The organism is Aquamicrobium defluvii, assembly GCF_004363725.1.
In the GTDB taxonomy this organism is placed as follows: domain Bacteria; phylum Pseudomonadota; class Alphaproteobacteria; order Rhizobiales; family Rhizobiaceae; genus Mesorhizobium; species Mesorhizobium defluvii.
The window spans coordinates 1-26,736 of the sequence record NZ_SNZF01000016.1 but is presented as its reverse complement, the minus strand read 5'-3'; the positions used below and the strand labels follow the sequence as shown (position 1 = coordinate 26,736).

Sequence of the window (26,736 nt, the reverse complement as noted above, 5' to 3'; positions counted from 1 at the left end):
TGCAGATTCTTCAGTCTCTTCTCAAGCTCTTCCTCGACAGCCCTCCCACGGCCGCCGAGCGTCATTTCGTGCAATAGCGCCGCGCGCCTTTGCTCCCATTCGCTTGTGAAAGTGCCGAAAAAGAACTCCACGGCCTACACCTCGCCTCGGCGCTCATGCCCGGCACGGCGCGAAAGTGTCCGCAGCTCACTCATTACAGCCGCCTGAATCCGCTGGACGTTGCCAAGGTTGATGTCCAGCTCTGAGGGATGGACACCCTTTCCTGCATTCAGGGAGCGGGCTACCTGATTCAAATTGATGCCGATCATCCGCATGTCTTCGAGCAACGCGGCCATGATCAACCTGTCTTCCGCAGTCAGAATAGGTCGAACGCCAGCACCCTCGAGGAGCAGAGAACGGAAAAAAGCAGACACACTCATACCGGCCGACTTGGCCGCTTCTTCGATGGCCGAATGCTCTGCATCGCTGACGCGCACGTTGATTAGACGCCCCTTGCGTTGCTTGGCTGTCGGCACTTCGATTGTGTCCTCACTCATCAATCAACTAGGCCTTCCCGGAGCTTTGCGACCCTCATCGTGGGCTTGTCCCACGATCGCAATGCAAAATGTAAAACATTTTTGCGTATCCTGCCACTCCTAACCTAAAGCACTATCTCCTAATTTCAACCTAATTGCACCTCTCGACTGGCTCCGCTTCGCTTCGCACTCTTTCCGTTGGAACGCTCACCAGGGTTCACCGCCAAAACCGCTTCTGAAGGCCTTTATCTGTCCCTCGTACTCAGGCGAAAGGGACGCTTCGCTCTTCGCCCTTGCGCCCTCCGTGCGAGCGCCAAAGACGGCCTCACGCGGCTCCGGGGTTCACCACTCGACCCAGACAGTCGTAAAAGCCACACGACCAACTCGTGTGGTTTTATTGATGTCTAACAGCGTGCGATCACACGCACGTTTTGATCTTAACCTACGTATTTTTACATGGTAGGTGCTCTTCGATGTGAAGATCTTAACGACGATACTTATGTTCCGATCGAACACACGTCGGACCGCTAGGGGACGGGGTGAAGTCTTAGACAGGAAGTGGATCGTGAAATGGCAATTTGCATGTCGCTGGTAAGCGGCAAGGGCGGCGCGGGGAAAACGACCGCCGTAATCCTGATCGCCGGGGAATATGCGCTTCAAGGTAAGCAAGTGCTTTTGGTTGATGCAGACGGACGACAAAACCTGAATGAGTGGTGGTCCCGTTCAGAGGCGAAGGACAACAGGCCAGACGGCATTGAGCTTCGAACGGCGGTAACTAACGCATCACTTCAGCATATTCTGGAGAACGAGACCGCCGGGTTTGACGTCGTGTTAATAGACTCCCCCGGGCAAGACACCGTGCTACGGGACACGATCATCGCCGGCTCCGACATCGTTATGACCCCGATCCAGCCAAACCAAGACGAGATCCTTGCTGCCGGCCAGGCAGCAATGGACGTGGCTGACACCTGCGATCGTACCGGGCGAAACATTCCACATCTCAACTTCAGAACCCGGATCACTCTCCCCGGCCGCTCACTGGAAGCTTACCGCCTGATCCGCCCCTTCATCGCAAACCTGCAAGAGCAGGGATATGATTCACACCTCCTTGATACCGAGCTGTATGAGCGAAACCCCTATCGGGACATCAGACTGGGATATGGGACACTGCAAATGCTGGAGCTCAGCGACTCGGTCAGAAAGGCCCGGAGTGAGGTTATGGGCATGATGCAAGAAATTGAACGGTTCCTGACAAACGAGGAAAAGAGGGCGTAAGATGGCTAAAGGGACTTCCAGTATATCTGATTTTCCCGTTGCACCGCGACGGTCACGGGGGAATGTGCCCAATTCAATGTCGCAGCCGGCTATAGACAACGAAGCAGAAAACTTGGTGGCCAGCGATCATCCAGACCAGGTTGCTATCGAAGAAGCTCCCGCGAAGGTCCCTGACGTTCAAGTGCCACAACGGTCGAGCTTGATTCTGCCATCACCGGAGGCTCGCCGGGAGAGAGCGACGAGCAGATCGTTAGAGCGTGAGGCATCCAGAATACGACTGCAGGAGCTGAAGCAGAATAAAGCGCGGGAGAGCAAACACTTCGTCAACTGCCCCCTTGATTACGATACTAAGAAACGTCTGGAGCGAGCAGCCTCTGAAAACGACTTGAAAATGACGGTGATCGTCAAGGCCGCTATCGACCAGTTTCTGAAGGATAATGGTTATTGATCCTCGACCTTCGATTCCTGGGCGGGGTGGCGCTAGGCGCAACCCTTGGATTTTTGATCAACCCTGGAGCGACGGAGAAGGTCGGGATCGATATTCGCGCCATAAAGAGAACTTTACTCAGTGTCGGCGCCACTCCACCGGAGCCTTTCAAGCAAACCGACTGGCCAACGGACGATCGCGCCAAACGCGAGCTGTTCCGGTTTGCAATGTGGGACTTCGAGGAACACGGACCGAAGTCTGAGATCCGGATCACAAGATGCATCAGCATCGACCAGTTCTCCCTAGCTTGCGAAATGCGCGTGAAGTTGAGTTGGGTCAGCGAGGAGAGGATCCTTGAAGGCATTTTTCAACCCAATGCCCGAAGCTGGAATCTGATTGCTGCGAAGGCGGTGAACAGGAATGCTCGCAGTCAAACTTGACTCGAGGCACAACGCGCCTCTGAGTTGCGCATTTCGATCCCAAGAGAGCAATACTACAGATCATTCCCCCCAATATTGTTAGGTTTGTGTGACTGGCGCGCAGGATGACAGTGCCTTAATGGCACGTTATGGTGCGTGATATCTGCCACTGGCGGATTTGGGGACTGAGGGAATACCGACGGTGCGGAATCTATCCGACTATATCAATTCAAGGGAACTGGTTGAGACCACAGATCCAGATTTCCAGAGACCCTTGTACCGCCAGGAGGGCTTCGACGGCATTGTCAGCTTCGGGGAAATCGACGCAAAGCTTTCCGCATTCCTCTTAGACGAACGTGCGAAAACTGGTTTGACCCAGAGTGATTTCGCGACCTTGGCTGGTCTCGCACGAGTGGTTTATAGCCGCTATGAACTGAACATTTCGCGCCTTACCGTATCACGAATGATCCACCTTTCTGAGCTCCTTGGTTTCCTGCCAATGCAGATGATTCATGCTGCGGCACCTCATCTTTACGGCAAAGATCCTCAAGAGGCCGATGATCGGGTTGAATTGTTCAGACTTATTCATGACCTCCCCCACGACACCATACGCAGTTTGATTGGCATAGTTGGCCAATTGACGCCAAGCGATGTTCTTGAGGCTCGACAGAAAGCGGAAGCGGAGGCTGAAGCGCAAGCTGAGGCTGAACGCCAACGATTGAACCGAAAAGCTGCGAGAGCCAGCAGGAGAGGCCGTCCGCCTGGTCGCCCACCAGGTCGCAAGTCATCTACAACCGAAACACCTACAGACGAATGAGAGCTGAAACCGGTCGTAAGTGCTGTCAATGTAGGAAGGCTGAATTCAGGCCTTTTCCATCGAAACCTCACCCTAGTGGGGGTCGGTTCCGGCTGGGGGCGGAATGACACCCTAAGCGTTTGCCTCCGTGGGCCAAAGATATTCGCCGGTCAGCAGGATATGCGCCCAGCCCAGAGGAGAGATGTGGGCTAAAAGTTCGGGTGGCACATCGAGGCCTTCGTTTCGCCGTTCGGCGACGGCGTGGCCAAGGTGGACGGTATTCCAGTAGATGATGATCGCCGTCAGCAGATTCAGCCCGGCGATCCGGTAATGCTGCCCCTCAGTGGTTCGATCACGGATTTCACCTTGACGGCCGATGCGCAGGGCACTCTTGAGGGCATGGTGGGCTTCGCCCTTGTTGAGGCCAATCTGGGCGCGGCGCTGCATATCGGTATCGAGGATCCACTCGATGATAAAGAGAGTGCGCTCGACGCGGCCGACTTCCCGAAGCGCGGCCGCAAGATCGTTCTGTCGGGGATAGGATGCGAGTTTCCGGAGCAACTGGCTCGGTCTGATCTTTCCGGCGGCCATCGTGGCAGCACAGCGGAAGAGATCAGGCCAGTTTGACACAATCAGTTCTTCGCGGATTTTGCCGCCCACCAGCTTGCGTAAATCTTTGGGTGTCCCCGCGGGATCGAAGACATAAAGCCGTTTCGACGGTAAGTCGCGGATGCGCAAGACGAGCCGGTAGCCGAGCATGGCACTGGTCCCGAACAAATGATCGGTAAACCCCGCCGTATCGGCGTATTGCTCGCCGACCTGCCGGCCGACTTCATTCATCAGCAGGCCATCGAGGATGTACGTAGCTTCACTGACGGTTGCGGGAATAGTCTGTGAGGCGAACGGCGCGAACTGGTCATTGACGTGGGTATAAGCCTTGAGCCCAGGCTCACTGCCGTACTTGGCGTTGATCATGTTCATGGCCTCGCCCTGTCGTGCCGAAGGGAAAAACTGACCATCGCTTGATGCGGTTTTTCCCATGCCCCAGAACCGGGACATCGGCAGCTTGCCCTGCGCGGCCACGACCATCGCCAGCGCCTGGTTCATGCCCTCGCTTTCGACATGCCAGCGGGCAAGGCGCGAGAGCTGCCAGTAATCATGCGTGTTCGAGGCTTCCGCCATTTTTCGAAGGCCTAGGTTCAGCCCTTCGGCGAGCAGAACGTTCAGCAAGCCGACCCGATCGCTGCATGGCGCTCCGGTTCTGAGATGGGAAAAGGCGTCCGAGAATCCGACCGCCGCGTCAACTTCCAGCAAGATGTCAGTGATCCGCACAGGCGGCATTCGACGATAAAGATCGAGGACCAGTTCCTCTGCGCTTTCGGGAACGTCTGCGGTCAACCGGTCGATCCGCAACGTTCCATCTTCAATGCTACCATGGGGGATGGTCCCGTCGCGAGCGGCACGTGCCAGCCGCTTCAGACCATCCGCAAGGCGACCCTTGCGGTCAGCCAGCCAAGCTTGAGGATCGAGAGGAACAGCCATCCTGGCATTCGCCTGCGCCGAGGTCATCGGAACAAGCACCTGCTTGAGATCGCCGTAGCGGCGGGAATGATCCAGCCATATGTCTCCAGACCGGAAAGCATCGCGAAGATGAAACAGCACCGCGACCTCCCATAAACGACCATCGCCTCGGTCTTGCGCTCGGAGATGGCGATGCCATTTCGAATTCGGCCGCAGGAATGATATACCTGTTGATGTCGGCGCACGTGTTTCGCCGATGGCTTTCGCGGCTGCAATCAATGGCTCCGCCACCGACGCAGCCTTGAGCTTCAGGCATCGCAACATCCGCGGCGCATATCGGCGAAAACGATGATACCCTTGTCCGACGTGAGCCAACGGCTCGTCTGCCAATGTACTGGTGAATTGCGTCCCTACGGCAACCAGCTGTTCAAGCTGATGCCATTCGGCCGACCGTGCCAACACATTGTCCAACGGAACACCATCGTCGCGAGCTTCCAGCAAAGAGGCTCCCAATGCCGTGAAAGCGCGAAGCGTATCGGTGACTGCGGCCTTGGAACCGGCAATCCGCTCGTCATGTAGCCGTTTCGCCTCTCGCCAAGTTTTCCCAACGATGCGGTCGTGGGTTTCGATGATGGCATCGGCGATCGCGGCTTCCCATTCGACGACGCAAACGGCGAGGATCGCCCACCGCCGATCCGAACTGATGTCGCGCAGGCCATCCGTGAAGTAACGCTCGCCCTGCCGACGCAGGCGCGCGATGCGGTGTGGCGGTACGCCTAGGAGGATCTGGGGATCGACTTCCAGACCGCGCAGGAACTCCAGCCGATCAAGCAAGCGGTTCGCTGATGCGGAATTGCTGCCGACTTCGAACTGGCGAAGCCAGATGAAACGGCTGATGTTTCCGTCAACCATTTCGGTCAGAAGCCCGTCCAGTTGCTCGCGCACACTAAAGTCGAGCCTTTCCGCTATCCGTGTCTCAATGCATCGCTCGGCGGCAACAAGGGCATCGGCGCACAGACGCTCGATCGTTGACGCCGCCGGCAGGATGGTCACCATTTTCCTGCATTGCGCGACGAAGCGCCGCGCCAGATCTTCGTTCGACCTGGCATCTTCAGCCTGATCGAAAAGCCAATCCCGCAGATCACGGGCCCCGCGCCCCGTGAATGTCTTGTAGCCGTAGATCTCGCGCAACGCCTCCATATGTTGCTGGCGGGTCTGACGCCGGGCGGCATAGGTGAGAAGCGCATCGGCCGGAACGCCGAGCTGAGCTCCGATGAAGGAAAGGACTTCATGCGGAATCATTTCGCCCGGAGCCAGCGCGCGCCCTGGATAGCGTAGTGCACAAAGCTGCAGGGCGAAACCCAGCCTGTTTTCTGGTCTGCGGCGTTCCTGAATGTTTGCCAGATCGTCGTCGCCCAATGTGTAATGCTTCAGCAGTGATAACTCGTCCGTCGGCAGGTCGAGCAACGCCGAGCGCTGTCGCTCGGCGAGAATATGTCGTCTTGGCATGCGCGCGTTGTCCCTGTTGAAGTACAGTCTGTTTTGGACAACAATCGCCCCATGCAAATCAAGGCTTTGCGAGCCACAAAACCACGAGGGTTCAATTGGGACAGCGCGTGGCCATCTATTGCCGGGTTTCGACGGCTGATCAGTCCTGCGAACGACAGGAGCGAGATCTGACCGCCTTCGCCGGACGTGCCGGATATAAAATTGCCGGCATATATAAAGAGACGGGCTCGGGCGTGAAGCTGGACCGGGCCGAGCGCAAGAAGATCATGGCGCTCGCTCAGGCCAGACACATCGACGCCATCCTGGTCACAGAACTCTCCCGCTGGGGACGCTCGACGATCGATCTCCTCAACACGTTGCGCGAGCTGGAAAGCTGGAAGGTCTCAGTCATCGCCATGAACGGCATGACCTTCGATCTGTCATCTCCTCATGGCCGTATGCTGGCGACTTTCCTCTCCGGTATCGCTGAATTCGAACGCGATCTTATCAGCGAACGGGTCAAATCGGGCTTGGCCGTTGCCAAAGCGCGCGGCAAGAAACTCGGTCGACAGCGGGGGCAGCGCCCGAAGTCGGACCGTCTGGCTCCGCGAGTTCTGGCGCTCGTTGCTGAAGGCCGCAGCTATCGGCTCATTGGTCGCGAACTTGGGCTCAGCAAGAACACCGTCTCCGATATCGTGCAACGTAACCGCAACGCTATCGTCGCTCGCGAGCCAAATCGTTGAGCCCGATAAAGGTCCCGATGACATCGAGCGAGAACCGGAACGCCGGTTGATCGCCGGGCAACGCCGGCTCCATGACCAGAGATACGCCTACATCGTCTCCCGTTCGCCAAAAGCGAACTGATTGTTTCGGTGTTACCGGCTCCTTAGCTGGCGTACTCTGAGCCAGACATTGAGAAAACTGGCGGCGATCAAACCAGAGATGCCGACGTAGGCCAGGACAAGGCTTGGCATGAGACCGAGAAACACGACCGCTATCGCCAGCGTACTGAGCCCCCCGATGATGAGAGCCCACGGTTGATGATGGCTGCGTGTTCCAAGATATAGCCCGAGTAGGGTGACGGCCAGAAACGCTGCTAACAATGGGAACAGGATCGCATCTCTTTTGATGAAGCCAAGCCCGACGGCCGATACAATCGAAAGGAGTACCGGGGAACCGAGGCAGCAGAGCGCCGCGAAGACCGATCCGGCGGCCCCGAATTTGTCCAGGTGCCGTTTCCAAAAGGTACTTTGCTCGATGGTGTTCGCGGCCATAGCTGCAGTCTCCTACACACCTGCAACTTCGCACCCGCCGGGTGGATATTTTCGACGGCGCCGTTCACCCTTTGAGGCAGCAGCGTGCCGATGTGGAGCAGCGAAGAGAGGTGATACCGCTCTCCGCCCGCCGCCGCCAATCAGCCGGCGGCTATTGCGCCACATGCGACGGATAGCCGGCGTTGGTCGTCGCAGCAATGAGGGTCGGTACGCCGGTGACTGCGTCATCGAAAGAGACCGTGGCGACAGCACCCGACATTGCGTCGGCTTCCTTTACCTGGACCGCTGTGACACCCGAGACACGAGAGAGGGCCGTTTTGACGATGGGGGCGCAGAGCGCGCAGGTGGCGTTGTCAACGTTCAGTATAACAGTCTTCTCGCCGGCCACGGCGGCGAGCGGGGAAAGCAGAGCGAGGAGAACGGCAACTGCGACAGGGCGGATCATGGGATCATTCTCCTTTGGCTTAGAGGAACAGGGGCGCAAGTCTCGGGAACCCTAGTCCGACGATGACGAGGACGGTGGCAACCCAGAGGCCGGCTTTGGCGATCCGTCCCGACTTGGGCTGGGCGCAATAGGAGCCCTCAGCGCAGGCGACCTTTGGCTCGCGATAGACGAGATAGAACCCGTAGCCGAGGATACCGAACGTCATGGCGGCAAAAATCGGTTGATACGGTTCGAGGGCGGTGAGGTTGCTGATCCAGGCTCCGCCGATGCCCACGGTGAACAGGGCAAACGGGATGACGCAGCAACTCGAGACGGCGATCGCCCCGAGAATGCCGCCGGCGGCGAGCAGTTGCTGGCGTCCGCCCCGCTGGTGTTCCGATGTCACGTGGATGGCGGCGGTCGCCGACGTTCGGGATCCTTTGAGACCTGATGATGCCTCCATAATTGCTCACTTTCTGCATCGTTGAACAGCGATTTGCGAAGTAGCCTACGCCTTGTAGTCACTACAGACTCAAGGGGGATTTCAACGATTTGCGATCACGCTTCTGTGAGGGCGTTGGAAAGTGGAACCCGTTGAGCAGTCGCTGTCGTCTGAAGACCGTAGCTGGGGTTTTCAAGCATCATGAACCGTGGCGCTACCAATCTCTGTTTCCGCAGTGCCTACGTGGCCAAGCGATCAAGATTTTGTCTTGACCCTGTACCGAGTACAGGGTGTAACGAATCTCTTTGGCAGCGATCGCGTCATCGGGATACCCGACGCGGTCGTGCTTGTGATTAATGGACCGCGCCGCAGCGATGCTATGGATCTGCGATCAGAACGGAGAGCGCCTTGGACGACAAACCGACCGCCGGCATCGTGACCGCGATCATCATCGCGCCTTTAGTCGCGCTTTGCTGCCTTGGACCGGTAGTCATCGGCTCGGCGGTGGGCGGCGTTTTGGGCTGGTTCAGCGGGCAAGGTCTCGTGATAGGGGGTGTGCTGACACTCCTGGCTGGAGCCGCCGGCTATGCCCTCATGCGCTGGCGCCGGGCTTCATCTCGTCGGGAAGATGCCTCCCCGACATGCACATGTGACGAGCCCAAAGCACGGCCCGGCAGCCGCCAACCACCAACCATCCTTTGAGCCGGCACACTCCAATCGCGAAATACCCCGTACACTCGGAGATACGCCCTTGCCCATGACCACGCCGGCCGCGGACCTCGCGGAAACGATCGAAGAAAACTCCATTCTGACGCCGCAATTCAACGCGGATGGGCTCATTCCTGCAGTCGCCACGGATGCGGCGAACGGTGTGGTGCTAATGCTGGCGTGGATGAATGCGGAGGCGCTGGAAAAGACGATCGAGACCGGTCAGGCCTGGTACTGGAGCCGGTCCCGCAAGTGTCTTTGGCATAAGGGCGCGACGAGTGGGCAAGTCCAGCAGGTCGAGGAACTGCGCATCGATTGTGATCAGGACGCGGTGTGGCTCAAGGTGCGCGCTGGCGGAGACGGCGGATGTTGCCATACCGGCCGGGCGAGTTGCTTCTATCGCCGGATCGTTACGGCGCCGGGTCGCCCGACGCTCCGCCGGGTGCCGGATGCCCCGCCGAGATAGGTCCTCAGGGTAATATCGATGTTTTCGAGCGCGACCAGGCGCTCCAGTATCACGGTCAGAAGACCGACCAGCCGCCGAAAACCCTCCAAAGCCACCTCCGGAAAGCCGTTCCGCCGGCGTGTCGCGATGGAGAGAGTATTGATCGTGCCATCACCGAAGCGCAGCGGAACGATAAGATAGTCGGTAAAGCCGTCAGCCCTAAGTTCGCCGTAGAGGTCGCACCGAAACGCTCGGACGTCCTGCAGGCGAGGAACGCGGAGCTCCGTGCGCGTCGTGTGCACATGATGATCCGGGGAAGCGAGATAGCCCGGTCGGTTCTTCAGACCATGCGGCCAATCGATGACACGAACTCTGTCGTCGTCGGCAAGCCAGAGATAGGTCCGGGCACGGAAGGCCGGATGCAGCGGCTGCGCGCTCACAAAGATGCGATCGACGCGAAGCGTTGCCGCGGACAGCAACCGTCCGATATCGCGGATCACCGCACGCGCGTCGGTCGACGCAGCGGCGCTGTCGGAGAGACCGAGTGCGAGGCGGCCGAGATGCATGCCCGGATCGCCGTAGGGTGCCTCGGAATCACAGACCCGGCGCTTGGTCATGGGCGTAATCCTGCTGAACGGGCAGGACTAAGACGCTCGACCGTCGGGAATCGCTGACTGGGGGACATTCCTTTGCTCATGCTGTCCTCGATGGTAAGGCCGTTGGCCGTTCGAAACGATCGTGTGTCTGCCGGTGGGGCGCCTCCCAAACTCTGCTCCCCGTCGCGTCGAGCGTTTTCAGAGACGCCCGCAATCGAAATGCCAGCCTTGCCGCATCAGCTACACCATCGAACTGATGTCCGACGCATAGCTGGGATAGGCGAAGATGATGCCCTTGATCCTGTTCGCGGTCAGCCCTGCGCCCATAGCCATGGCAAAGAGATTGATTTGTTCCTCCGCTCCGGGGCCGATCAGATGTGCACCAAGAATATGGCCGGTCCCGTTCTCGACCAGAACCTTGTAGGCACTGTAGCGCGCCCCGACCCGCAGCGACGAGTACCAGCCGGCGGTCTTTTCGAAATGCGTGTCAAAGGCCAGCCCCTTGTCGCGTGCTGCGGCTTCGGACAGGCCGACCGAGGAAAGCTGCGGCAGCGTGAAGACAACGCTTGGGATCGGCGGATAACTGACCGCGCGCTCATCCTTTCCTGCGAGCAGGTTCTTGCCTGCAATCCGGCCTTCGTTGGCCGAAACCGGGGTCAGATTAGGCCCACTGTCGGCACAGTCGCCGGCTGCAAAAATGGCGGAATTTGTGGTCCGCATGTAGGGGCTGACCTTGATGCCTTTGCGGCCGTATTCCACGCCCGCGGCCTCCAGGTTGAGATGCTCGATGTTGGGCACGCGCCCGGTGGCATGAACCACCAGATCACAATTGATCGTCTGCTTTCCTTCCGGCGTCTTATAGGTAACGGTGAAATCCGACCCGTCTTTCTCGATCTTCAGAACCTTGGCCTCGGTCCGCAGGTCAATCCCCAGATCGGCGGTCGCCTCGGAAAGGATACCGACCAGGTCGGGGTCGAAATTGCCCAGCGGTCGCTCCATCATCTCCAGAACCGTGACTTCCCGCGCCCCTGCGCGTTTGGAGATATGGGCAAATTCCATCGCAATGAATCCGCCGCCGACGAACACGACCCGGTCCGGCCGTTCGGGCAGCTCGAGAAAGTCGGTGCTAGTCGCCAGCAACTCCTCGCCGGGGATATTCAGCGTCATTGGCCGAGCGCCGGTGGCGATATGAAAGTTCCGGGACGACAAGATCTCGCCATTCACCTCGATCTTGTCTCGCCCGGTGAAGCGTGCCTCGCCATGCAACACGGTGATACCGGCTTTCTCCAGCCCGCCCTCGATGCGACCAGGCATCGCGTCGGTGAACGTGCGCTTGAAGGCGATCATGTCCGCCCAGTCGACGGATGTCTGTGCTTCCAGCCCCTTGCCGCTCAAGTTGCGGGCCCAGTCAATGCCCTCAGTCACGGCGATCAGCATCTTTTTGGGATCGCAGCCTCGCAATGCACAGGTGCCGCCGAAAGGAAGGGCGTCGATGCTGGCGACCTTCCAGCCAGCGTCAGCGGCCATCCGGGCGACACCATTTCCACCCGTCCCACCTCCGATCACGATCAGATCGAAGCTTTTGTTATCGCTCATGCAATTCTCCTCTCCTAAAAGACTACTTTTCCCCCTGACAAAAAACCTAACCCCCACAGCAAGGTTTGCAACGCCCTGCCTGCAATAATACCCTTCTCAACATGACATCCGGCGACGCTTTTGAGCAGAACTACTTGCGCCGACCGTATATCGGTTGACCGACGGGGCCTTTGCCGTCGGTCTTGCCATTTGCCCGCGCGCGGTGCCGCCACAAGTAGATTCCGACAATGGCCAAGACGGCCGCTGCCAGCCAGAAGTAGCCGCCGCCGACCAGCCAACTGGCAAGGCCGGCAAAGCTGATCGCGCCTGTTGCTGCCAGTACAATCGCGCCGCAGCAGACGATCTTAGCCGCGAGCAATCCCGCAAGGCCGTATCCGTTCGAAGGTTCCATCGAAGCCTCCTATCCGGCGCAGCATGACAGCTTCGCCACGTCCTTGCCGAAGCCCTGCGCCGCCAGTTTCAACCCTTCGACCGTGGTGAGATAAGGGAAGATTGTCTCGCCGAGCGCCTTCGCCGTCATGCCGTGCTTGATGGCCAACACCACCGTCTGGATGCTGTCGGCGCCCTCGGGCGCGAGGATCTGTCCACCAAGCAATCGGTCGCTTTTGGCGTCGGCAACCAGTTTGATGAGCCCGCGCGTGTCGCGCGCGGCCAGCGCCCTCGGCACCTGGTCAAGAGATACGATCGAAGTCTTGGTCTCGAAGCCGGCGTCGCGAGCCGCCTGTTCGGTCAGGCCGACGCCCGCGACCTGCGGATCGGTGAACGTCACCCACGGCATGGCCGCATTGTCATAGACAAGGCTGTCACCGTTCAGTGCGTTTTGGGCAGCGAGCTTGGCGCCATAGGCTGCCATATAGACGAACTGGTCGCGACCGGTGACATCACCTGCCGCATAGACGCCAGGCTTTGAGGTGCGCATCCGCTCATCAACCAAGACGCCGCCATTACCGCATAGCTTAACTCCCGCCTCGGCAAGGCCAAGACCGCCGGTGTTCGGGGACCGCCCAGTGGTCAAAAGCACCTGCTCGGCCGCGATCACTTCGTCCGCTCCGTCGATGGCGACCGTCAGTTCGACACCGCGGTCCGTGCGCGCGATCCGGCGATAGGAGAGGCCGGTTAGGACGGTAATGCCCTCGTCGCGAAGATAACCGGTCAATGCTGCGGAGATTTCCGGCTCGGCTTCCGGCAACAGGCGGCGGCGGGTTACAAGTGTCACTTCCGCCCCGGCACGGGCGAACATCTGCGCCAGTTCACAGCCGATATAGCCACCGCCGATCACCAGCAGCGAACGCGGCAGCTCGGAAAGCTCGAGCGCGGTCGTGCTGGTGAGGTAAGGCACATCCCCAATGCCGGGAATGTCCGGCAGGGCCGGCGCTGATCCGGTAGCAATGATGATTTTGCCAGCCATGATCGGATCGCCGTTCACAATCAGAGCGCCCTGACCATTCAGGCGCGCTTTCCCTTCCAGATAGGCGACGCCGTTGTATTGTGGCAGAAGGTCGACATATTTCTTCTGCCTGAGCGTGGTCACCAGGTCGTCCTTGGCGGCGACCAAACGGCCCCAGTCAGCGACGTTGGCTTCCCCGGCAAGACCGGGAAAGCGATGCGCGGCGCGTGCACCATGCAGCGCCTCGGCAGCGCGGATCATCGTCTTCGACGGTACGCAGCCGACATTGACACAGGTGCCGCCGATCGTGCCGTGGCCGATCAGGGCGACATTCGCCCCCTGCTCAGAGGCCGTGATTGCGGCCGAGAACCCGGCCGAACCGGCACCGATCACCGCAAGATCGTAGCGGCCATTGCCTTTTTGGGGCGCACAGCAGTCAGACATGAAAATCTCCTAATGTTTCCTGGTATCGATGTGTGAACGATGTCGCCACAGCAGGTAACCGGCTGCGGCAATGATGAGGATGAGAATTGGCACCAGACCGTAGACCGCTGTTGTCAGCGCTCCCACGCCGATCAAACCTGCCGCCACCAGCAGGATCGGCACCAGACAGCACAGCGCCGCGATCAAGACGCCAACCACTCCGACGCCAAGCATGGACCGGTCAGGCACGGACTCAACTCCCGATCGCCTTGGCAGGATAGCCAACATTGGTGGAAGCAGCGGCAATGGCCGCGACCGTCGCGGTCGACGGGTCATAGGCAACCGTCGCCGTCTTGGCCTCGAAATCCACCTTGACCGACTTCACGCCCGCAACGCCTTCCATGGCCTTGCGCACGGTGACCGGACAAAGGGCACAATACATGTTCTCGATTGCGAAGGTCTGCGTCAGCTCCTTGACGGTAACCGTTTCCGACGCGGATTGTGCGGACGCGGGAAGGGCAAGTGGCAGCATAATAGTACCGCTCAAGCCAAGCGCAGCCGCGGCGACCAGATGTTTCGACAGGTATTTCACGTGGTTATCTCCTCGTTTCAATAGAACAGCGGCGCCCACCAGCCGATGGTGCTGGCGAGCACGATGAGGATCGTTGCGATCCAAAGCGCGGTCTTGGTGATGATGGCGGAGCGCGGACGGGCGCAGTAGGAACCCGGCTCGCACGCGGCTTTGGGCTTGAAATAGACCTGCCAGAAGCCAAACCCGAGCGGCACGAGTGTCGCCGCCGCGATATAGGGCTTATAGGGTTCGAGCATCGTCAGGTTGCCGATCCATGCGCCCGATACACCGAGTGTCACCAGGAGCAGCGGGACGATGCAACAGGCCGATGCCAGAAAAGCGCCGATAACGCTTATCGCCGCGAGCCCGCCCTCGCGCCGATCCGGTTCGGCGGCCGCCTTCGAAGAATTCAATGTCTTGCTACCAATTTCGTTCATCGCAAACCATCCTCGATTTCTGACTGAAAACAGGATAGGCTCTGTAGCCAGTACAGACTCAAGAGGTATTTTCACCATGAATTCTCTTCTTTCCGCCAAGGGACTGCAGCGCCACCAATTGGCCCGTGCGACCGGCTGCCATCTGGAGACCATCCGCTATTACGAGAAGATCGGCCTGCTACCCGACCCGCCGCGCAGCGCCAGCGGTTATCGCATCTATGACGAAACCGACGTCCGCCGCCTGCGCTTCATCCTCAGGGCGCGCGAACTCGGCTTTGGCATCGACGAGGTCCGCGGCCTGCTTCATCTTGTCGATTGCAGAAGCCAGACCTGCGCGGAGGTGCAGCGCCGGACCGAACCGCATCTAGCCGAGGTTCGCGCCAAGATTGCCGACCTCCAGCGCATTGAAGCGGTGCTCGTGACAATGATCTCGCAATGCTCTGGCGAAGACGTGCCGGAATGCCCGATCCTTAACGCGCTCGCCGCTTGACGGGCGCTTAGGGTGTCATTTCGCCCCATACCGGAACCGACCCCTAGTGCGTCAGCACAGCCCCTCACCCGGCTTTCCGGCCTCCGTTCGTATTGGCGCGCATCAACGACATCAGCATTGGTCCGAGCCCGAACTCCCCTGCCCTCGCTCGACGCGTGAGATCGCGGAGATATCCACCTGCCGAATTGATATGCCCTGCCCTCTCCAGGATTGCAGCCATAGCAACCGCCGCGTTCTCCGGCCCCATCACCTCACACGCTTCCTCATAAGCCGACGGGCTAACACCAAGCATTGATCGAACCACCACCGCGGCCCCCATCAGCTCCCGCCAATGGGAGATCGTCCCCCCGGGCCCGTAATCCAAAATCTGCGGGCAGGCTTTCAGGACCATCGACAGCGGGAACGCCTTCATCTGTTCCGGCTTTGCCAACGGCTGGGCAACCGCTTTGGGTGCTACTTCCAGCTCGACGGCTCCGCCCTGCTCTTTTCCAGAGCTAGGTTCAAGTTCATAGATGGATTCGGGTTTTGAATTCTGTATGTGACAGCCATTTTGAACAGCATTGCCGTCCATATTTTTAGAATCTAACTGATTTTCCAGAAGGTTGAGGACTTCGGTGCGCAAAAGCTGCATCTCGTCGAGGATTGCCTCCACCTGGCGACGGTCAGGATTGCGGGGGAGTCGGCTGACAATGCCGACATACATGTCTTCGATGGCTTCCCAGTCGCCGTCGGCCCCCTCCTCCATCGCGGCGGAAATTAGCTTGCGTACATCACGCCGGCAGATAGTCAGCGCTTCTTTGGCTCGTCTGAACTGCAGGCGCTCGGCAGCGACTTCCTGTGCCAGACCTGCAAGTTCCGCAGCACGAGCCAAAAGTGGAGAAAGATCGAATCCAAAAGCCTGCTCGATATCGCCACCCTTGTCACGGTGAGCGTAGCGCTTGCCGTTCGGACTATCCTTGCGCTGGATGAGCCCGGCTTCGACCAAGGCAGCCAAATGCCGCCGCAAGGTCGTTCCGGTTATGCCGTGCGCTCTGACAGACAGCTGAGCATTGGATGGAAAGACCACCAATCCACTATCGCAGTTGAGCTCGCTCTCTGGATAAAACGTCAGCAATGCGTCCAGCACAGTCAGCGCCCTGTCCTGGAGGCCAAGGCGTTCACGGGCCTCACAAGCGTCGCGAAACACTTTCCATTTTTCGACCTGGCGGCTTGGTTTCGTCTCGGACGTCTGGAGCTGCCTCTTTACAAGAGCAAGCACAGCCGGCCGCCGCCCAAAGGGCGTCGTCACATTTCCCGTCTGCATATTCCTTCACCTTTCTTCAGGCAAAAGAAATCCGCTCACCAAAACGATGCCAAAGACTCTTGACTGGGATTCATGGAAATGCGATTCTCGATCTTGCTAGGAATTGAGAGAGGCTTCCATGACGGAAACGTTTTGGGGGCCTTTTTCTTTTGTCGCGGTCTCTCCTCTTGACCAATTAATGAGTGTCTCGATCACACCTCTTTGTGAGTTGGATCTGAACGATTGTTGTATTCGCTTAGAAGATCAGGCATTCGGTCCGCGAGCCAGCGCGCGAAAGTGCGTTCCTGCTTCGGGATTGAGACCGTAGTTCCAGCCGAATTACTCTTCATGCGGCCAAAAACTCGGTCACCCACGGCGAAGTCAACAATCTCTTCAGCTGGCTCCGTAGTCACTTTGTCGGCCGCCGAACTTGCAGCACGTATCGCTTGGGCAATACGGCTGGAGCTGTCAGCGCCTCGAAACTCGACCGTGTCGATTATTTTACGAACACGTGCTGCGCTGCTCGGATCTTTCAGCAACTCGGCAAATGCGGTCCATTTCGGTCGACCAACTCCCTTTGCTCTTCCGATCGCAAGAATGATGTCTTCGGGTACCGCCTCCGTCACTCGAAAAAGATGCGATATTGCCGCTTCTGAAGCTCCCAAGATTGGGCACATGGCGCGATGGGAAAGGCCAGCACTTTTCAGCTGTACGGCCCACATTGCCTGCTCAATCCAGGTCAGGTTTTCCCGAACACCATTCTCGAGCGATTGCTCTTCAATCAACTGCCGATCGGAAAGTTCTCGAACATAGGCTCGAATCTTTATGGTCTCCGGGCGGTCCGATTCTGCCATTATGGCCTTGATCGCTGCCCATCGACGGTAACCGTATGCAAGCTGGTAATGATCCGCTTTCGTCGGATGCGGCCGAACAAGAACCGGAATTTTTTGGCCTTCACTTGCGATTGAAATCTTAAGCGCCTCGAGCTCTTTGGCCGCGTCCTCGTCGTTGCCAAAGCGATCTCTATAGGGGGAGCGGTCGATACGGTCAGGATCGAGTGAAATGACACTATCTTCTGTGAGCTGTGTCAGTGCCCGACCCACATTGGAAATGACAGGTGAAGAGTGCCGCCGCGCCAGCGAGGGCTTGTCGGACGCGTCCGAGGACACAGGAGATTCCGTCCGGGTTTCGGCGGCCGCCATTCGCTGAAGGATGCTTTTCTTCATGTGCTACGTCCCCAAACTTTGTGAACGAGGTCGAGGATCTCGGAGTTAACTCGGTCAGCGCTCTCAATTGCGCGCTTCAACGCCTCACGACCGACCTCACCCGACTCAAGCTCGTATAGGGTCTTCTTCGCTACCGCTGCACCGGCGATTGCCGTCGATTCGAGCGCCTCCGCCACGAGTACATCATCACCAAACAATCGGCGCATGACTCCGGACATGTACTTCTGCGGCCCGTCATTCGGGTTCACGCGCGTGAGCAGGAAGCGGAAAAAGTCATGCTCAAATTTAGCTCCAAACTGCCCCAGCACCTCCGATAGATCGGAGATCATGATCAGGAACTGATTGCACGATGCAACGTCGAGCATCGCCGGGTGAACGGTAATGATTAAGGACGTGGCTGCATAAAGAGCAGCGAGTGTCGAGTATCCAAGGGACGGTGGGGTGTCGATGATAACGATATCGTATCGATCATCGACGCGGGCCAGGGCACTGCTTAGCCGCTCGAAAAACAAACCCAGGTCATCTCTGGTTTTCGAGGTCAGATAGGACGGGGTATCAAACTCAAAGTCCATTAGCTCCAGATTGCCAGGAACTAGATCGACACCTGGGAAATAGGTTGGCCGGATCACTTCAGCGAGCGGCCGCCTCTCATTGTCATATCGAATGGCTGCATAGGCTGTCTGGTTCTCGCCGAGATCGAACTCGGGCTGAATACCAAATAGCGCAGTCATCGATGCTTGCGGATCAAGATCCAGACACAAGACCCGATAACCCTGAAGCCCTAAAAAATGTGCGAGATGGATAGAAGTGGTTGTCTTGGAACTACCACCTTTGAAATTCGCCGTAGCAATTACCTGAAGCTTTTCCCCTTTGCGACGATGCGGAAGCAGCTCGCCAGCTTCGTCAGGACGAAGTTCGGCCAGGAATCGCCTCAGTTCCTTGACCTGCTCTATCGTGTACGTTCGCCTATTGTTTTCTGCGCGCTCGGGCAAAGGCCCCTTCCCTTCCAGCGTCAACTGGCGAAGAGTACTTTCCGGAACCTTGAGTAGCCTCACTAGGTCAAGGGTTGAGAATGTCCGGCCAAATGTTTTCTGCGCAGAGGGTGGATAGACAGCTTCACGCATATCGTTCAGCTCCGCAGAGAGTTTCGAGGTGTAGACCTCGATCTTCGACGCAGTGTCTCTGACGCTCTGAGAAGCTGGCTGCAACATGCAATCCTCGTGACGGTTCTGATCACTTTACGAGATCATTTCCGTCAGGGATGCCAGACTGACTCCGATTCTTCAAGGCGTTTTTCGTTAACAAGAAGTTAACCCATCAAGGATGCCCGACTTTACAGTTGTAAAGTTTTGGGTCGATGCGCATGAGGCCCGACAGTTTTGCTAGGGCCCCTTCCCTGTAGAAGAGCTGAACTGTCGGAGATAGTCAGCGACTGCCTGAGCCTTCGCGGCGGCAGTGATGACTGCACGTGAATCCTGCTTCAGCACCTTGAGCCAGTTTTCAACGTAAGTCGCGGTGTTGTCTCGCGGATCATGCTCAATGCCAAGATCGGCGCAGACGAACGCGGCTGAGATTTCGGCAATAAGCTCCTCCATTGCGTAGGTCTCGCTCCCGAACCGCCCGCTAAGGTCACGATCAAGGCGTGATTTTGCGCCGCTCCAGTGCCCGAGCTCATGAAAAATCGTGCTGTAAAGATGAATCTCGCTGAGGAACCGACCGCGCTCCGGCATTTGGATGTCATCGGGGCCAGGCCGATAGCAGGCTTGCTTTCCGCCGTAGGCTATCTTTGCGCCTGTGGCCCGAATGAAGGTTTCGACATGATCGATAACCGGAACCGGCTCGATCGGCGCCGCCTCGGCCGGGCTCTTGAAGCGGTCAGGCAGGTTGTCGATCTGCTCGACGTTGAAGACGGTGTAGCCCTTGAGAAAGGGGATTGCACGATCGTCCGCCTCCTGCTCCTTCGGCGTGAAGGTGCCGTACTTGACGACGAGGGTTCCTTGTTCGCCCTTGCGGACCTGAGCACCAAGCTCCTGAGCCTGCCGGTAAGTCATCCATGTGTTTTCGTCGTGGCCGGCAAGTTGCCCGGAGAGCCACAGCATGACCACGTTGATGCCGCGATAGGCTTCGCCGGAGGCGCGGAGCGGCGTAGCCGACCTGCGGCTGTTTCCGCGCCATGGCCGGATCCAAGGCTTGGTGCCGGCCTCGAGCTGCTGAATGATGGTGTCGGTGATCCGCTGGTAGGTGTCCTTTACGCTCTGCATCGCCGTCTCCTGTTCGTTGGTTGACGGCAAAGATCCGAAGATAGCGAAACGACCCCATGCACCCGTAGGGCCGCAACGGAGTGTAGGACCGCGCAGCGGTTGAATGGGGGAGGGGCTATCGTAGTTTGTCCGTCAAATCATCCAACGGACAGGGGAGGGCGCAGAGCTCCGGCACCCCGGCCAATGACACAGGCCCTCACTGCAGCGACCGGGCCGCAGGTCAGCGCTCTCGGTCGTCTTGGTCGCGGTTTCGCTGGCGATCGGCAAGCTGCTGCGCTTCGATAGCCTTAAGCTCGGCGTTGATGTGCTGCGACTGAGGCTCTTGGGCCTTTTGCTGACCTGGCGGCGATTGAGCATCTTGGACCTGTTCCGGCCGCCCCAGAGTCTTGAAATCAGATCGAGCGGTGAACTTCACCTCCTCGTCGTCGGGAGGCATTCGCTCGGGAAGGTCAGCGCGGTCAACGGCCACAATCCCCCTGTCGGTCACGAGGCTCGCCACGCGATTGTCGTGCCCGAGAACCTGCCCTTCGATCACTTCGCCCGGGCGGGCCGTGCGGATGTTGTGCTCGAACGGATTCTCGCCAGCCTGCTCAAGATCTGACATGGCACTGCGGATAGCCTCGCGGCGGTTAGGATCCATCGCATCCTGGATGAGATGCTTCATCGCCGGACTGGACGGATCATTGGTGGTCTCAATGGATGCCTCGATCATGCGAGGCTTGGTGATGACGGTAAGATCGATGTCATGACCGTAGGTGCGGCCCAACGAGACCACTAGCGCCTCGTTTGCCCTTCCATTGCCTTCCCGAAAAGCGTGAACGTAATTCAGCTCAGAAAGGACGTGCGCGGCTTTCTCGGCAAATTGCTCAGGTGTCGCAGCTCTTAGGCCCTGATCGTCTCTGGCGGGCCTCAGCGCCTCGTTGAGACCCATTTCGATGCGCGAGCCGGGGAGGAAAGTTGTGTCGCCCTTCGAAAGCCCACCTACCGGCTCTACCCGCTGGCCATCGACGACAGGACTTTCATTTCGCGTATGTCCTGCCCATTCATAGACATCCTGAAAGATGTAGCCGTGCAGAGCCTTCAGATGCGCTGCGTCGTGATTACCGGTCGGACCTTTTCCCTCAGCCAACTCCGTTTGCCTCAAAGCCGTGAAAGCGTATTCGGCCTCACGCAGCGCCGAATGGCTTCTGATATCCAGCTTGTTCTTCAGAACATCCCTGAAATCCTTATCCTCTGAAGTGTTTGGATAGGTGTAGGAGCCTTTGGCTTCATCATCGCGGGCCAAGCGAAACCTCATGCAAAAAAGCCGCCTGAGATCACAGGCGGCCGCGAGAAATATCTAAGTGATGATCAAGCCCGCTTGAAGCGGGCCAACAACTCTTGGCGCATTTCCTCGGAAGTGATATCTCCCGCAACGTAACGGCCGTTTGCTTCTTCCAAAACCGGATCGCCAGTGTAACCCTGCCGCATATTGGCAGCACGAGCCTGATCGACGGCTTTCTGTCGGGCTGCAACAGCTTCCGGAGAGCGATCGGGGCGAGGGGCATGAACGTTCATTGGCAGAGCCTCCAGTTACTATTCAACTTAGCACAAAAAGAGCCGAATATCCAGCGAATGCGGGGTAAGCGGCTCTTTATGGTGGGAGCCCGATCAGAGATCGGGCCTCCCAGAGCGATCAATCGCGGGGTTCCCATTCGATGATGGCCTGCAGTGCCAGGTCATCTTGGCCGGGGTAGCGGCCCAAGTTGGCGTTGAAACCGAGGCGCTTGATGGAGAGGGTGTAGTACGGCTTCCCTTCTCCGTTGGTCTTCTTCCAGATGCCGCCAACTTCGATGTCGTGGCCGCGAGGTGACTTGGCATAGACGCGATGCGTTGGAGCCTTTTCGTTGGTGGAGTCGAACGGTGTAACCTTGATGTCCAGGTCCCGGTCGATGGTGGAGATGAGGCCGGTTCCCTTGGCGTTGTCGATGTCGTCTTTGTCGAACTGGATGAAGTTGGTCATGCTCATGTTAATCACTCCTCTATGGTGGTTGCGATGATCGTTCATAAGGCACGGCGTAAAGCGGTGCGCACCGTAGGCCGGAGCGCAGCGAAGGAGGCTGGGCGGGGACAAATTTTGTTTCGCGAGGAAGCCGAAGGCGGGGAAAATTTGGAGACGAACGGCTTTGCGCCAACCGCGTCCCCGTGCGAACGGGCATCAAGAGCAACCCCTTTGGAGGTGTGGGGCCTGAACGCTTGCAGCAATGCGTCACCTCGACAAATGGGACATCTACACTGGTAGCGGGCGGGATTGAGCTGAATGCAGCCGAACCAGCAGCCTGAAACAAGAGGCTGGGGTAACCGATGGTTTCGCCAAAACATGAGATCTCGCCATCTGTTGCCCATATGAGCGCCCCAGTCGTTCAGTTGCCGGAATGGCTGCGGCGATAGGAGGAGGGCGATTCAACCTGGGCGCCCCACAAGCCTTGGCCTCGCTGTCGGGCACGATCCTCGGCGTGGCGGTACTGGCTCAGGTCAATCGGGTGGGATCTTGGCAGATAGCGCAACAGGAGGCTGGCTTGGCCCGCCTTCACCATTTCAAGGCCAATATCCGAGCCATCGACGAAGCACTGGCCGACAAGGCGTTTGTACTGGTCTCGATCGACTTCAATGCAGCGGACATGCTTGCCATCGATCAAGCTGGCGAGGAACCGTCGTGCCTCGATGCCGCACCTCCATATCGCGCCATTCCTGAAGCCGGTTTGATCGCGCTCACAAGCATCAATAGCCGCAATGCGGATCCTCTGCTGACGAATGCTGAAGGTGTCTCCATCAATCACGCGCGCCTGGCCTGAAAAATCGGCCGACGCAGCGGAGGCAGTGAACAGAAGCGCAGCCAGCGCGGCTCCCACCAAGCGAATATTCATCAAGCGCGCGCCTCCATAGAATTGCGGGCTGCCAACCCAAATACCGAGCGGTTCAGATGAAGCTCTCCGCTCGCGGCTCGGTCTGTCATGGCCCGCAAATACCCGCCCGGCGAGCTGATTTCGGCGCGCGTGTATTTCTCAAAGGTCAGAGCGATCGCAACCGCAGCCGCCTGCTGGCCCATTCGTTCCACGGCCCGCTGGCGCGCATCCTCGGACACGCCGGCGATGCGGCAAAGTTTGGGAGCGATCCGGTCCAGGTCCGCCCAGCTACGCGGGGGCTGGTAGCCATATTCGGCAAGGCTTGGCGTAGCCCGCCACACATCTTCCAGCGCCACAAGTGAAGGCCGCACTTGCAGTTGCCTATTGCTTTGGCGCGAACGGCTCCCCAGGCTTTCCTCAAAAGCCCTCTTGCTGGCGGAGCCAGCCCTTAACGAACTGATCTGTTCGCCGTTAGGCGAACGCCGTTCATCATTACGAGCTTCAAAAGGTCTTGAGGTTGTAATCTGTATGTGCATGTCGTTTTCGACATCCGCGCATGTCAGATTTGCATCTATGTCGGGCGCTTGCGGGGACCGATTCACGTTGCGCAATCGGTCGGCAAGCCACTCCAAAAGCATTGTTGCCTTCCGGAGGACATGGGCCGGTGCGTGCTTGGCCGATCCTATGAAGGCCGCGATCTTCTCAACACGGGACCCGATCCGCCCGAGAATGGCTTCCCCTCGCTCGGTTGAGGACGCCAGAGCATATCTCGCGGCACGCAGAGCGTCCCGGAAGCGACGCGCCGCGCTGTCGCGCACTCGAATCTCTTCCCGCTTCTGGCGCACCAGCTGATCAAGTTCATGGTGCCGAGCGATCAGGACACGCAGATCAATGCCGCAGGCGTCGGCAATATCACCTTCGCCGTCACGGATCGGGTAGCGCTTGAAATTCGCACTGTCCTGCATGGTGACAAGGCCGAGGTCGTACAATCGGGAGAGAATCCGGCTTACGCGCCCTGGCGACTTGTTGATGTCATAGCCGAGCTGTCGGTTCGACTTGTAGACGATCGGCCGCCCTCCTTTGTCGAAGGCGTCTGCCTTGGCGGTCGTTATGATGGCTTCCAGCAACGCATATTCTGCGGTCGTAACCATCCCAATTGTCATCAGGTTTCTTGCAAGTACCGCCAGCTGGCCGCGCGTCACCGTTCCGATTTCCGTTGACTGCGCCAGTCGCCGGAATTCGGCTCGCTCCTTCGTCATTCTGCGACCTGTCGGCCGCTTGTGTTGTGTGGGTTCCCCCATCGTCCGTCTCCTGTCAGAGGCCAGACAAAGCTCCGCCGTTCACCGAAAAGGTGTTTTGATTATTGACATCGGAGGGGAGGTCTGCGAGAACGGTTTTGGCTTATTATTACCGAACTGCAGACCGCTTCCGGATTCTTCGGGAGCGGTTTTCTTTTCTGGGCCGGGTGTGATCTCCAAAAAGCTGTTAGAATGTGTGAGTCGGAATCGGTTACGGTTCCGCTCGTTACGATTTGTAGCCTGAGATACCGGATTGATGCAAGTTGACACATTTCCGCGCTGCTGCGCCGGTTCAGCCGACATCTGAAATAGCGCTTACGTTTCAATTTGTTAGCATGCTTTTCCGCGTCTTCCCTCTCTTCACGCTGAAATCTGGAACGTTTCCAGAGTAGGATTTACCCCCCGTTATTGTTGGGGAAATTCAACCGGGTGGGGAGGAGAGTTTGAGAGGAGGGGGCGCGGGCCTCCTCTCAACAAGCGGCCTGATGTGCCGTCCCCCGATACGTTTCTGCCTCCCAGGCACCTGCGAAAGCGCCCGCATTGGCTCGATGCCAAAGCGGGCGCTAAGGTGCGATCTTGCAGTAAACTCAGCCGCGCTGAATAGCCTCCTCAAAGTGGGTCGGTGGCAGATCGAAGGCCTTTAGCGCTGTATCGAGTGCCTTTTGCACGTCATCCCAATCAACATGCTCCGGATCGTTCAGGTAGGCGTTGATTAGCTGGCAGCAGCTTTTGGCGGCAAGGGTCGGATCAGGTACGGAATCAAGCATGGCTTGTCCTCTGGAATAGGGTAGCCGGTCACGCTGGAGGACGTGACCGGCGGAAAGCAGCGGCGGGATTATTCCGCTGCCATCGGGAACGAGTGTTCGTTCTTGTCCTCTGAGGTTTCAGCCTCACCCTCTGCGTCGGGGTCAGACGCGATCCGAACGTGAGGCGGAAGCCAACCGCTGTCCTTGATGGACTTGGCGGCATACTCCGCAGCCTCGCCCTTCTTCATGTTGCCGACACCAGCGGCGAAATCCTCGCCGCGCACCTCGGCAACAACGGCTTGAATGGTCGGCCTGTTGACGTGGCTGAAATAGCTTTCCGCCGTAGTCTCAAACCAGTCATGCATGTCCACGTTCAATGCGCGGCCCATCTGGTCGGCATGGGCCAGCGCTTGGCTGCGACTGCTGAACTTCTTCTCAACCGCATTGACGGAATGGGCGGCGGCATAGGCCAGAAGCTGCAACAATTCGCTTTGTGATTGATCCATCAGCCATTCCCAAAGGTCAGCAGGATCGCCGGGAAGCCGATGCCCATAGTTTTCCTCAAGGCTTCCCCACGCCTCAAGGGCCTTGTTCTCGGCGGGACGCTTCATCGAACCGTCCAGCACTTCATGGGTGACAGAGATTTCAAGCGCGCTCTGGTGGCTGGGAATGCCCCATGCCGTACGGTACTGCACCTTGAGCAGTATCGCGTGGACGACCGCCACAAGCGCAATGTCGGGATTGTTCGCCAGCTCGACACGAAGTGCCGCCGTCTTCTGAGCGGTCAGGTCTTCAATCAATGCGGCTGAATGGGTCAGCCCCGTAGATTTCGAAGCGCCGTCAGCCTCCTCGGTCGCCCCCCCTTGCTTCCCTTCCGTGGCCTCGGCCTTCTTCTTGTCCTCGTCGCGGACAAGGCCTCTCAGCACCGACAACTTGCCCCAATGGTCGATTGTGACGATTGCCCCTGCCATTGCGAGATCTTCGCTGCGATAGGCTTCTTCGCGCTTCTGCAGGACGGCGATTTCCTGCTCGACGGCGGACAAGGCGGCCTCTGCACCTTCATCCTCCTGATCCGCATCGATCTGCGCCGCCAGTTCGTCATAACGCTCAGTCAGTGCGTCAAGCTTGGCTTGATCCTCGTCGCTGAGGTCCACGCGCTGCGGGTAAACCCGGGCCATCTGATAGATGTTATCCGGCTGCTGAGCGCACCACTCGACCCATTTCCAGCCTTCGGCCTTCAAAGCTTCCGCCTCGACCTCCAACTTCTCGGCAACCAGCTTTTCAAGCAAGCCGCTATCGCATGCAAAGCCTCCTCCCTGCTCGGCAAACAGGTCGCGGCGCACTGGACCGCCAGCCGCCTCATAAACCTCTAACCCGCCGATCAGCGCGAGCCGCTTGTCGCTTGCGGGGACTTCATCCACGGCGAGACGGCGCTTGATTGTGTTGGCGCTGCGATCCCATGAGGGGAGGGCATTCCACACCTCTTCCTGTCGAGCGTGATCGTCGGTGATGGTGAAGGCGGCAAGCTGCTCAAAGGTCATATCCTCGGCGCGGAACGCCGCGAACAAGACAGGGGAAACCTTCGCCAGCGCAAGACGGCGGTTGACGATGATTTCGGTTGTCCCGAACCGGGCGGCGATGTCCTTGATTGACTTGCCCTCATTGAACAACGCTCTGAATGCCTCGAACTGGTCGGCGGGGTGGAGCGCTTAGGTTATGCGTCAAGTGTCCTGTTAGCTGGATGACGCTGATTCTAAGGACTTTTCAGCTGTGAGCGGTAGTTCGAGTGTATCTTTGGCTCCGC

31 protein-coding genes are annotated in these 26,736 nt (G+C 58.5%); 8 read left to right on the top strand and 23 right to left on the bottom strand.

The features are described from left to right. Nucleotides 1-134: 134 nt before the first annotated feature. A complete protein-coding gene (locus DES43_RS13200; protein WP_133675526.1) occupies nucleotides 135-536 on the bottom strand; it encodes a DUF6290 family protein in 402 nt (133 codons plus the stop codon). Nucleotides 537-1,097: 561 nt separating this feature from the next. Here DES43_RS13200 and DES43_RS13195 point away from each other — a divergent pair. The 4 genes from DES43_RS13195 (at nucleotide 1,098) to DES43_RS13180 (ending at nucleotide 3,453) form a co-directional block, all read left to right on the top strand. Then, nucleotides 1,098-1,790, top strand: a complete 693-nt coding sequence (locus DES43_RS13195) for a ParA family protein (protein ID WP_376909612.1) — start codon at nucleotides 1,098-1,100, stop codon at nucleotides 1,788-1,790. Nucleotide 1,791: 1 nt separating this feature from the next. Beyond that, nucleotides 1,792-2,238: a hypothetical protein gene (locus DES43_RS13190; RefSeq protein WP_037093775.1), complete on the top strand. Its 447-nt coding sequence runs from the start codon at nucleotides 1,792-1,794 to the stop codon at nucleotides 2,236-2,238. After that, nucleotides 2,235-2,657: a hypothetical protein gene (locus tag DES43_RS13185; RefSeq protein WP_133675524.1), complete on the top strand. Its 423-nt coding sequence runs from the start codon at nucleotides 2,235-2,237 to the stop codon at nucleotides 2,655-2,657. The genes DES43_RS13190 and DES43_RS13185 overlap by 4 nt, the downstream gene beginning before the upstream one ends. Before the next feature lie 181 nt (nucleotides 2,658-2,838). Next, on the top strand, nucleotides 2,839-3,453 hold the full coding sequence (locus DES43_RS13180; protein WP_227705943.1) for a helix-turn-helix domain-containing protein: 615 nt from the start codon (nucleotides 2,839-2,841) through the stop codon (nucleotides 3,451-3,453). Nucleotides 3,454-3,564: 111 nt separating this feature from the next. On the opposite strand, the gene DES43_RS13175 is transcribed toward DES43_RS13180, so the two are convergent. Beyond that, nucleotides 3,565-6,462 (bottom strand): Tn3 family transposase, encoded by a 2,898-nt coding sequence (locus DES43_RS13175; protein WP_077472847.1) that lies wholly within the window; start codon nucleotides 6,460-6,462, stop codon nucleotides 3,565-3,567. A gap of 107 nt (nucleotides 6,463-6,569) precedes the next feature. On the opposite strand from DES43_RS13175, the gene DES43_RS13170 reads away from it, so the two are divergent. Then, nucleotides 6,570-7,184, top strand: a complete 615-nt coding sequence (locus DES43_RS13170; protein WP_245292647.1) for a recombinase family protein — start codon at nucleotides 6,570-6,572, stop codon at nucleotides 7,182-7,184. Nucleotides 7,185-7,316: 132 nt separating this feature from the next. Here the strand turns inward: DES43_RS13170 and DES43_RS13165 are convergent, their stop codons facing one another. From DES43_RS13165 to DES43_RS13155, 3 genes are all read right to left on the bottom strand, one after another. Beyond that, the gene (locus DES43_RS13165; RefSeq protein WP_052642519.1) at nucleotides 7,317-7,715 is read right to left on the bottom strand and encodes a MerC domain-containing protein; all 399 of its coding nucleotides are present in this window, start codon (nucleotides 7,713-7,715) and stop codon (nucleotides 7,317-7,319) included. A gap of 151 nt (nucleotides 7,716-7,866) precedes the next feature. Then, nucleotides 7,867-8,160 (bottom strand): cation transporter, encoded by a 294-nt coding sequence (locus DES43_RS13160; RefSeq protein ID WP_052642517.1) that lies wholly within the window; start codon nucleotides 8,158-8,160, stop codon nucleotides 7,867-7,869. Between the two features lie 19 nt (nucleotides 8,161-8,179). Next, nucleotides 8,180-8,545, bottom strand: a complete 366-nt coding sequence (locus DES43_RS13155) for a mercuric transporter MerT family protein (RefSeq protein ID WP_225246253.1) — start codon at nucleotides 8,543-8,545, stop codon at nucleotides 8,180-8,182. Between the two features lie 444 nt (nucleotides 8,546-8,989). On the opposite strand from DES43_RS13155, the gene DES43_RS13150 reads away from it, so the two are divergent. Beyond that, on the top strand, nucleotides 8,990-9,283 hold the full coding sequence (locus DES43_RS13150; protein WP_077472850.1) for a hypothetical protein: 294 nt from the start codon (nucleotides 8,990-8,992) through the stop codon (nucleotides 9,281-9,283). Nucleotides 9,284-9,338: 55 nt separating this feature from the next. Then, the gene (hisI, locus tag DES43_RS13145) at nucleotides 9,339-9,755 is read left to right on the top strand and encodes a phosphoribosyl-AMP cyclohydrolase (RefSeq protein ID WP_077472851.1); all 417 of its coding nucleotides are present in this window, start codon (nucleotides 9,339-9,341) and stop codon (nucleotides 9,753-9,755) included. Here hisI and DES43_RS13140 read toward each other — a convergent pair. From DES43_RS13140 to DES43_RS13115, 7 genes are all read right to left on the bottom strand, one after another. Beyond that, a complete protein-coding gene (locus DES43_RS13140) occupies nucleotides 9,686-10,351 on the bottom strand; it encodes a hypothetical protein (RefSeq protein ID WP_052642511.1) in 666 nt (221 codons plus the stop codon). The two genes, hisI and DES43_RS13140, sit on opposite strands and share 70 nt — an antisense overlap. A 219-nt stretch (nucleotides 10,352-10,570) precedes the next feature. After that, on the bottom strand, nucleotides 10,571-11,926 hold the full coding sequence (locus DES43_RS13135) for a dihydrolipoyl dehydrogenase family protein (RefSeq protein WP_052642509.1): 1,356 nt from the start codon (nucleotides 11,924-11,926) through the stop codon (nucleotides 10,571-10,573). Nucleotides 11,927-12,056: 130 nt separating this feature from the next. Further along, nucleotides 12,057-12,317 (bottom strand): hypothetical protein, encoded by a 261-nt coding sequence (locus tag DES43_RS13130; protein WP_052642507.1) that lies wholly within the window; start codon nucleotides 12,315-12,317, stop codon nucleotides 12,057-12,059. Nucleotides 12,318-12,326: 9 nt separating this feature from the next. Beyond that, on the bottom strand, nucleotides 12,327-13,706 hold the full coding sequence (gene merA, locus DES43_RS13125; protein WP_425359071.1) for a mercury(II) reductase: 1,380 nt from the start codon (nucleotides 13,704-13,706) through the stop codon (nucleotides 12,327-12,329). A gap of 60 nt (nucleotides 13,707-13,766) precedes the next feature. Beyond that, nucleotides 13,767-13,985: a hypothetical protein gene (locus DES43_RS22410; RefSeq protein WP_125302879.1), complete on the bottom strand. Its 219-nt coding sequence runs from the start codon at nucleotides 13,983-13,985 to the stop codon at nucleotides 13,767-13,769. 4 nt (nucleotides 13,986-13,989) lie between these two features. After that, on the bottom strand, nucleotides 13,990-14,328 hold the full coding sequence (locus DES43_RS13120) for a heavy-metal-associated domain-containing protein (RefSeq protein ID WP_225246255.1): 339 nt from the start codon (nucleotides 14,326-14,328) through the stop codon (nucleotides 13,990-13,992). Between the two features lie 17 nt (nucleotides 14,329-14,345). Beyond that, nucleotides 14,346-14,720, bottom strand: coding sequence for a mercuric transporter MerT family protein (locus DES43_RS13115; protein ID WP_425359070.1), 375 nt, complete (start codon nucleotides 14,718-14,720; stop codon nucleotides 14,346-14,348). On the opposite strand from DES43_RS13115, the gene DES43_RS13110 reads away from it, so the two are divergent. Further along, nucleotides 14,623-15,234: a MerR family transcriptional regulator gene (locus DES43_RS13110; RefSeq protein ID WP_425359069.1), complete on the top strand. Its 612-nt coding sequence runs from the start codon at nucleotides 14,623-14,625 to the stop codon at nucleotides 15,232-15,234. The genes DES43_RS13115 and DES43_RS13110 overlap by 98 nt on opposite strands. A 64-nt stretch (nucleotides 15,235-15,298) precedes the next feature. On the opposite strand, the gene repC (DES43_RS13105) is transcribed toward DES43_RS13110, so the two are convergent. From repC (DES43_RS13105) to DES43_RS13055, 11 genes are all read right to left on the bottom strand, one after another. Next, entirely contained in the window at nucleotides 15,299-16,537 is a 1,239-nt protein-coding gene (gene repC / locus DES43_RS13105) for a plasmid replication protein RepC (protein ID WP_077472852.1), read from the bottom strand. Nucleotides 16,538-16,728: 191 nt separating this feature from the next. Beyond that, nucleotides 16,729-17,742, bottom strand: coding sequence for a plasmid partitioning protein RepB (gene repB, locus DES43_RS13100; protein ID WP_133675522.1), 1,014 nt, complete (start codon nucleotides 17,740-17,742; stop codon nucleotides 16,729-16,731). Continuing rightward, a complete protein-coding gene (repA, locus tag DES43_RS13095; protein ID WP_052642541.1) occupies nucleotides 17,739-18,953 on the bottom strand; it encodes a plasmid partitioning protein RepA in 1,215 nt (404 codons plus the stop codon). The genes repB and repA overlap by 4 nt, the downstream gene beginning before the upstream one ends. A gap of 171 nt (nucleotides 18,954-19,124) precedes the next feature. After that, on the bottom strand, nucleotides 19,125-20,003 hold the full coding sequence (locus tag DES43_RS13090; protein WP_133675520.1) for an ArdC family protein: 879 nt from the start codon (nucleotides 20,001-20,003) through the stop codon (nucleotides 19,125-19,127). Nucleotides 20,004-20,223: 220 nt separating this feature from the next. Further along, a complete protein-coding gene (locus DES43_RS13085) occupies nucleotides 20,224-21,288 on the bottom strand; it encodes a Fic/DOC family protein (protein ID WP_245507861.1) in 1,065 nt (354 codons plus the stop codon). A 65-nt stretch (nucleotides 21,289-21,353) separates the two neighbouring features. Then, complete coding sequence (locus DES43_RS13080) at nucleotides 21,354-21,560, bottom strand: antitoxin VbhA family protein (RefSeq protein ID WP_037093580.1); 207 nt, start codon at nucleotides 21,558-21,560, stop codon at nucleotides 21,354-21,356. A 118-nt stretch (nucleotides 21,561-21,678) separates the two neighbouring features. After that, the gene (locus DES43_RS13075; RefSeq protein ID WP_111565340.1) at nucleotides 21,679-22,011 is read right to left on the bottom strand and encodes a DUF736 family protein; all 333 of its coding nucleotides are present in this window, start codon (nucleotides 22,009-22,011) and stop codon (nucleotides 21,679-21,681) included. Between the two features lie 394 nt (nucleotides 22,012-22,405). Next, nucleotides 22,406-22,909 (bottom strand): thermonuclease family protein, encoded by a 504-nt coding sequence (locus DES43_RS13070; RefSeq protein ID WP_133675616.1) that lies wholly within the window; start codon nucleotides 22,907-22,909, stop codon nucleotides 22,406-22,408. Beyond that, complete coding sequence (gene repC, locus DES43_RS13065; protein ID WP_245514577.1) at nucleotides 22,909-24,147, bottom strand: plasmid replication protein RepC; 1,239 nt, start codon at nucleotides 24,145-24,147, stop codon at nucleotides 22,909-22,911. Before repC (DES43_RS13065) ends, DES43_RS13070 begins: the two co-directional genes overlap by 1 nt. 626 nt (nucleotides 24,148-24,773) lie before the next feature. Further along, nucleotides 24,774-24,953 (bottom strand): hypothetical protein, encoded by a 180-nt coding sequence (locus DES43_RS13060; protein ID WP_133675516.1) that lies wholly within the window; start codon nucleotides 24,951-24,953, stop codon nucleotides 24,774-24,776. Between the two features lie 68 nt (nucleotides 24,954-25,021). After that, on the bottom strand, nucleotides 25,022-26,602 hold the full coding sequence (locus DES43_RS13055; protein WP_133675514.1) for a hypothetical protein: 1,581 nt from the start codon (nucleotides 26,600-26,602) through the stop codon (nucleotides 25,022-25,024). Nucleotides 26,603-26,736 lie beyond the last annotated feature (134 nt).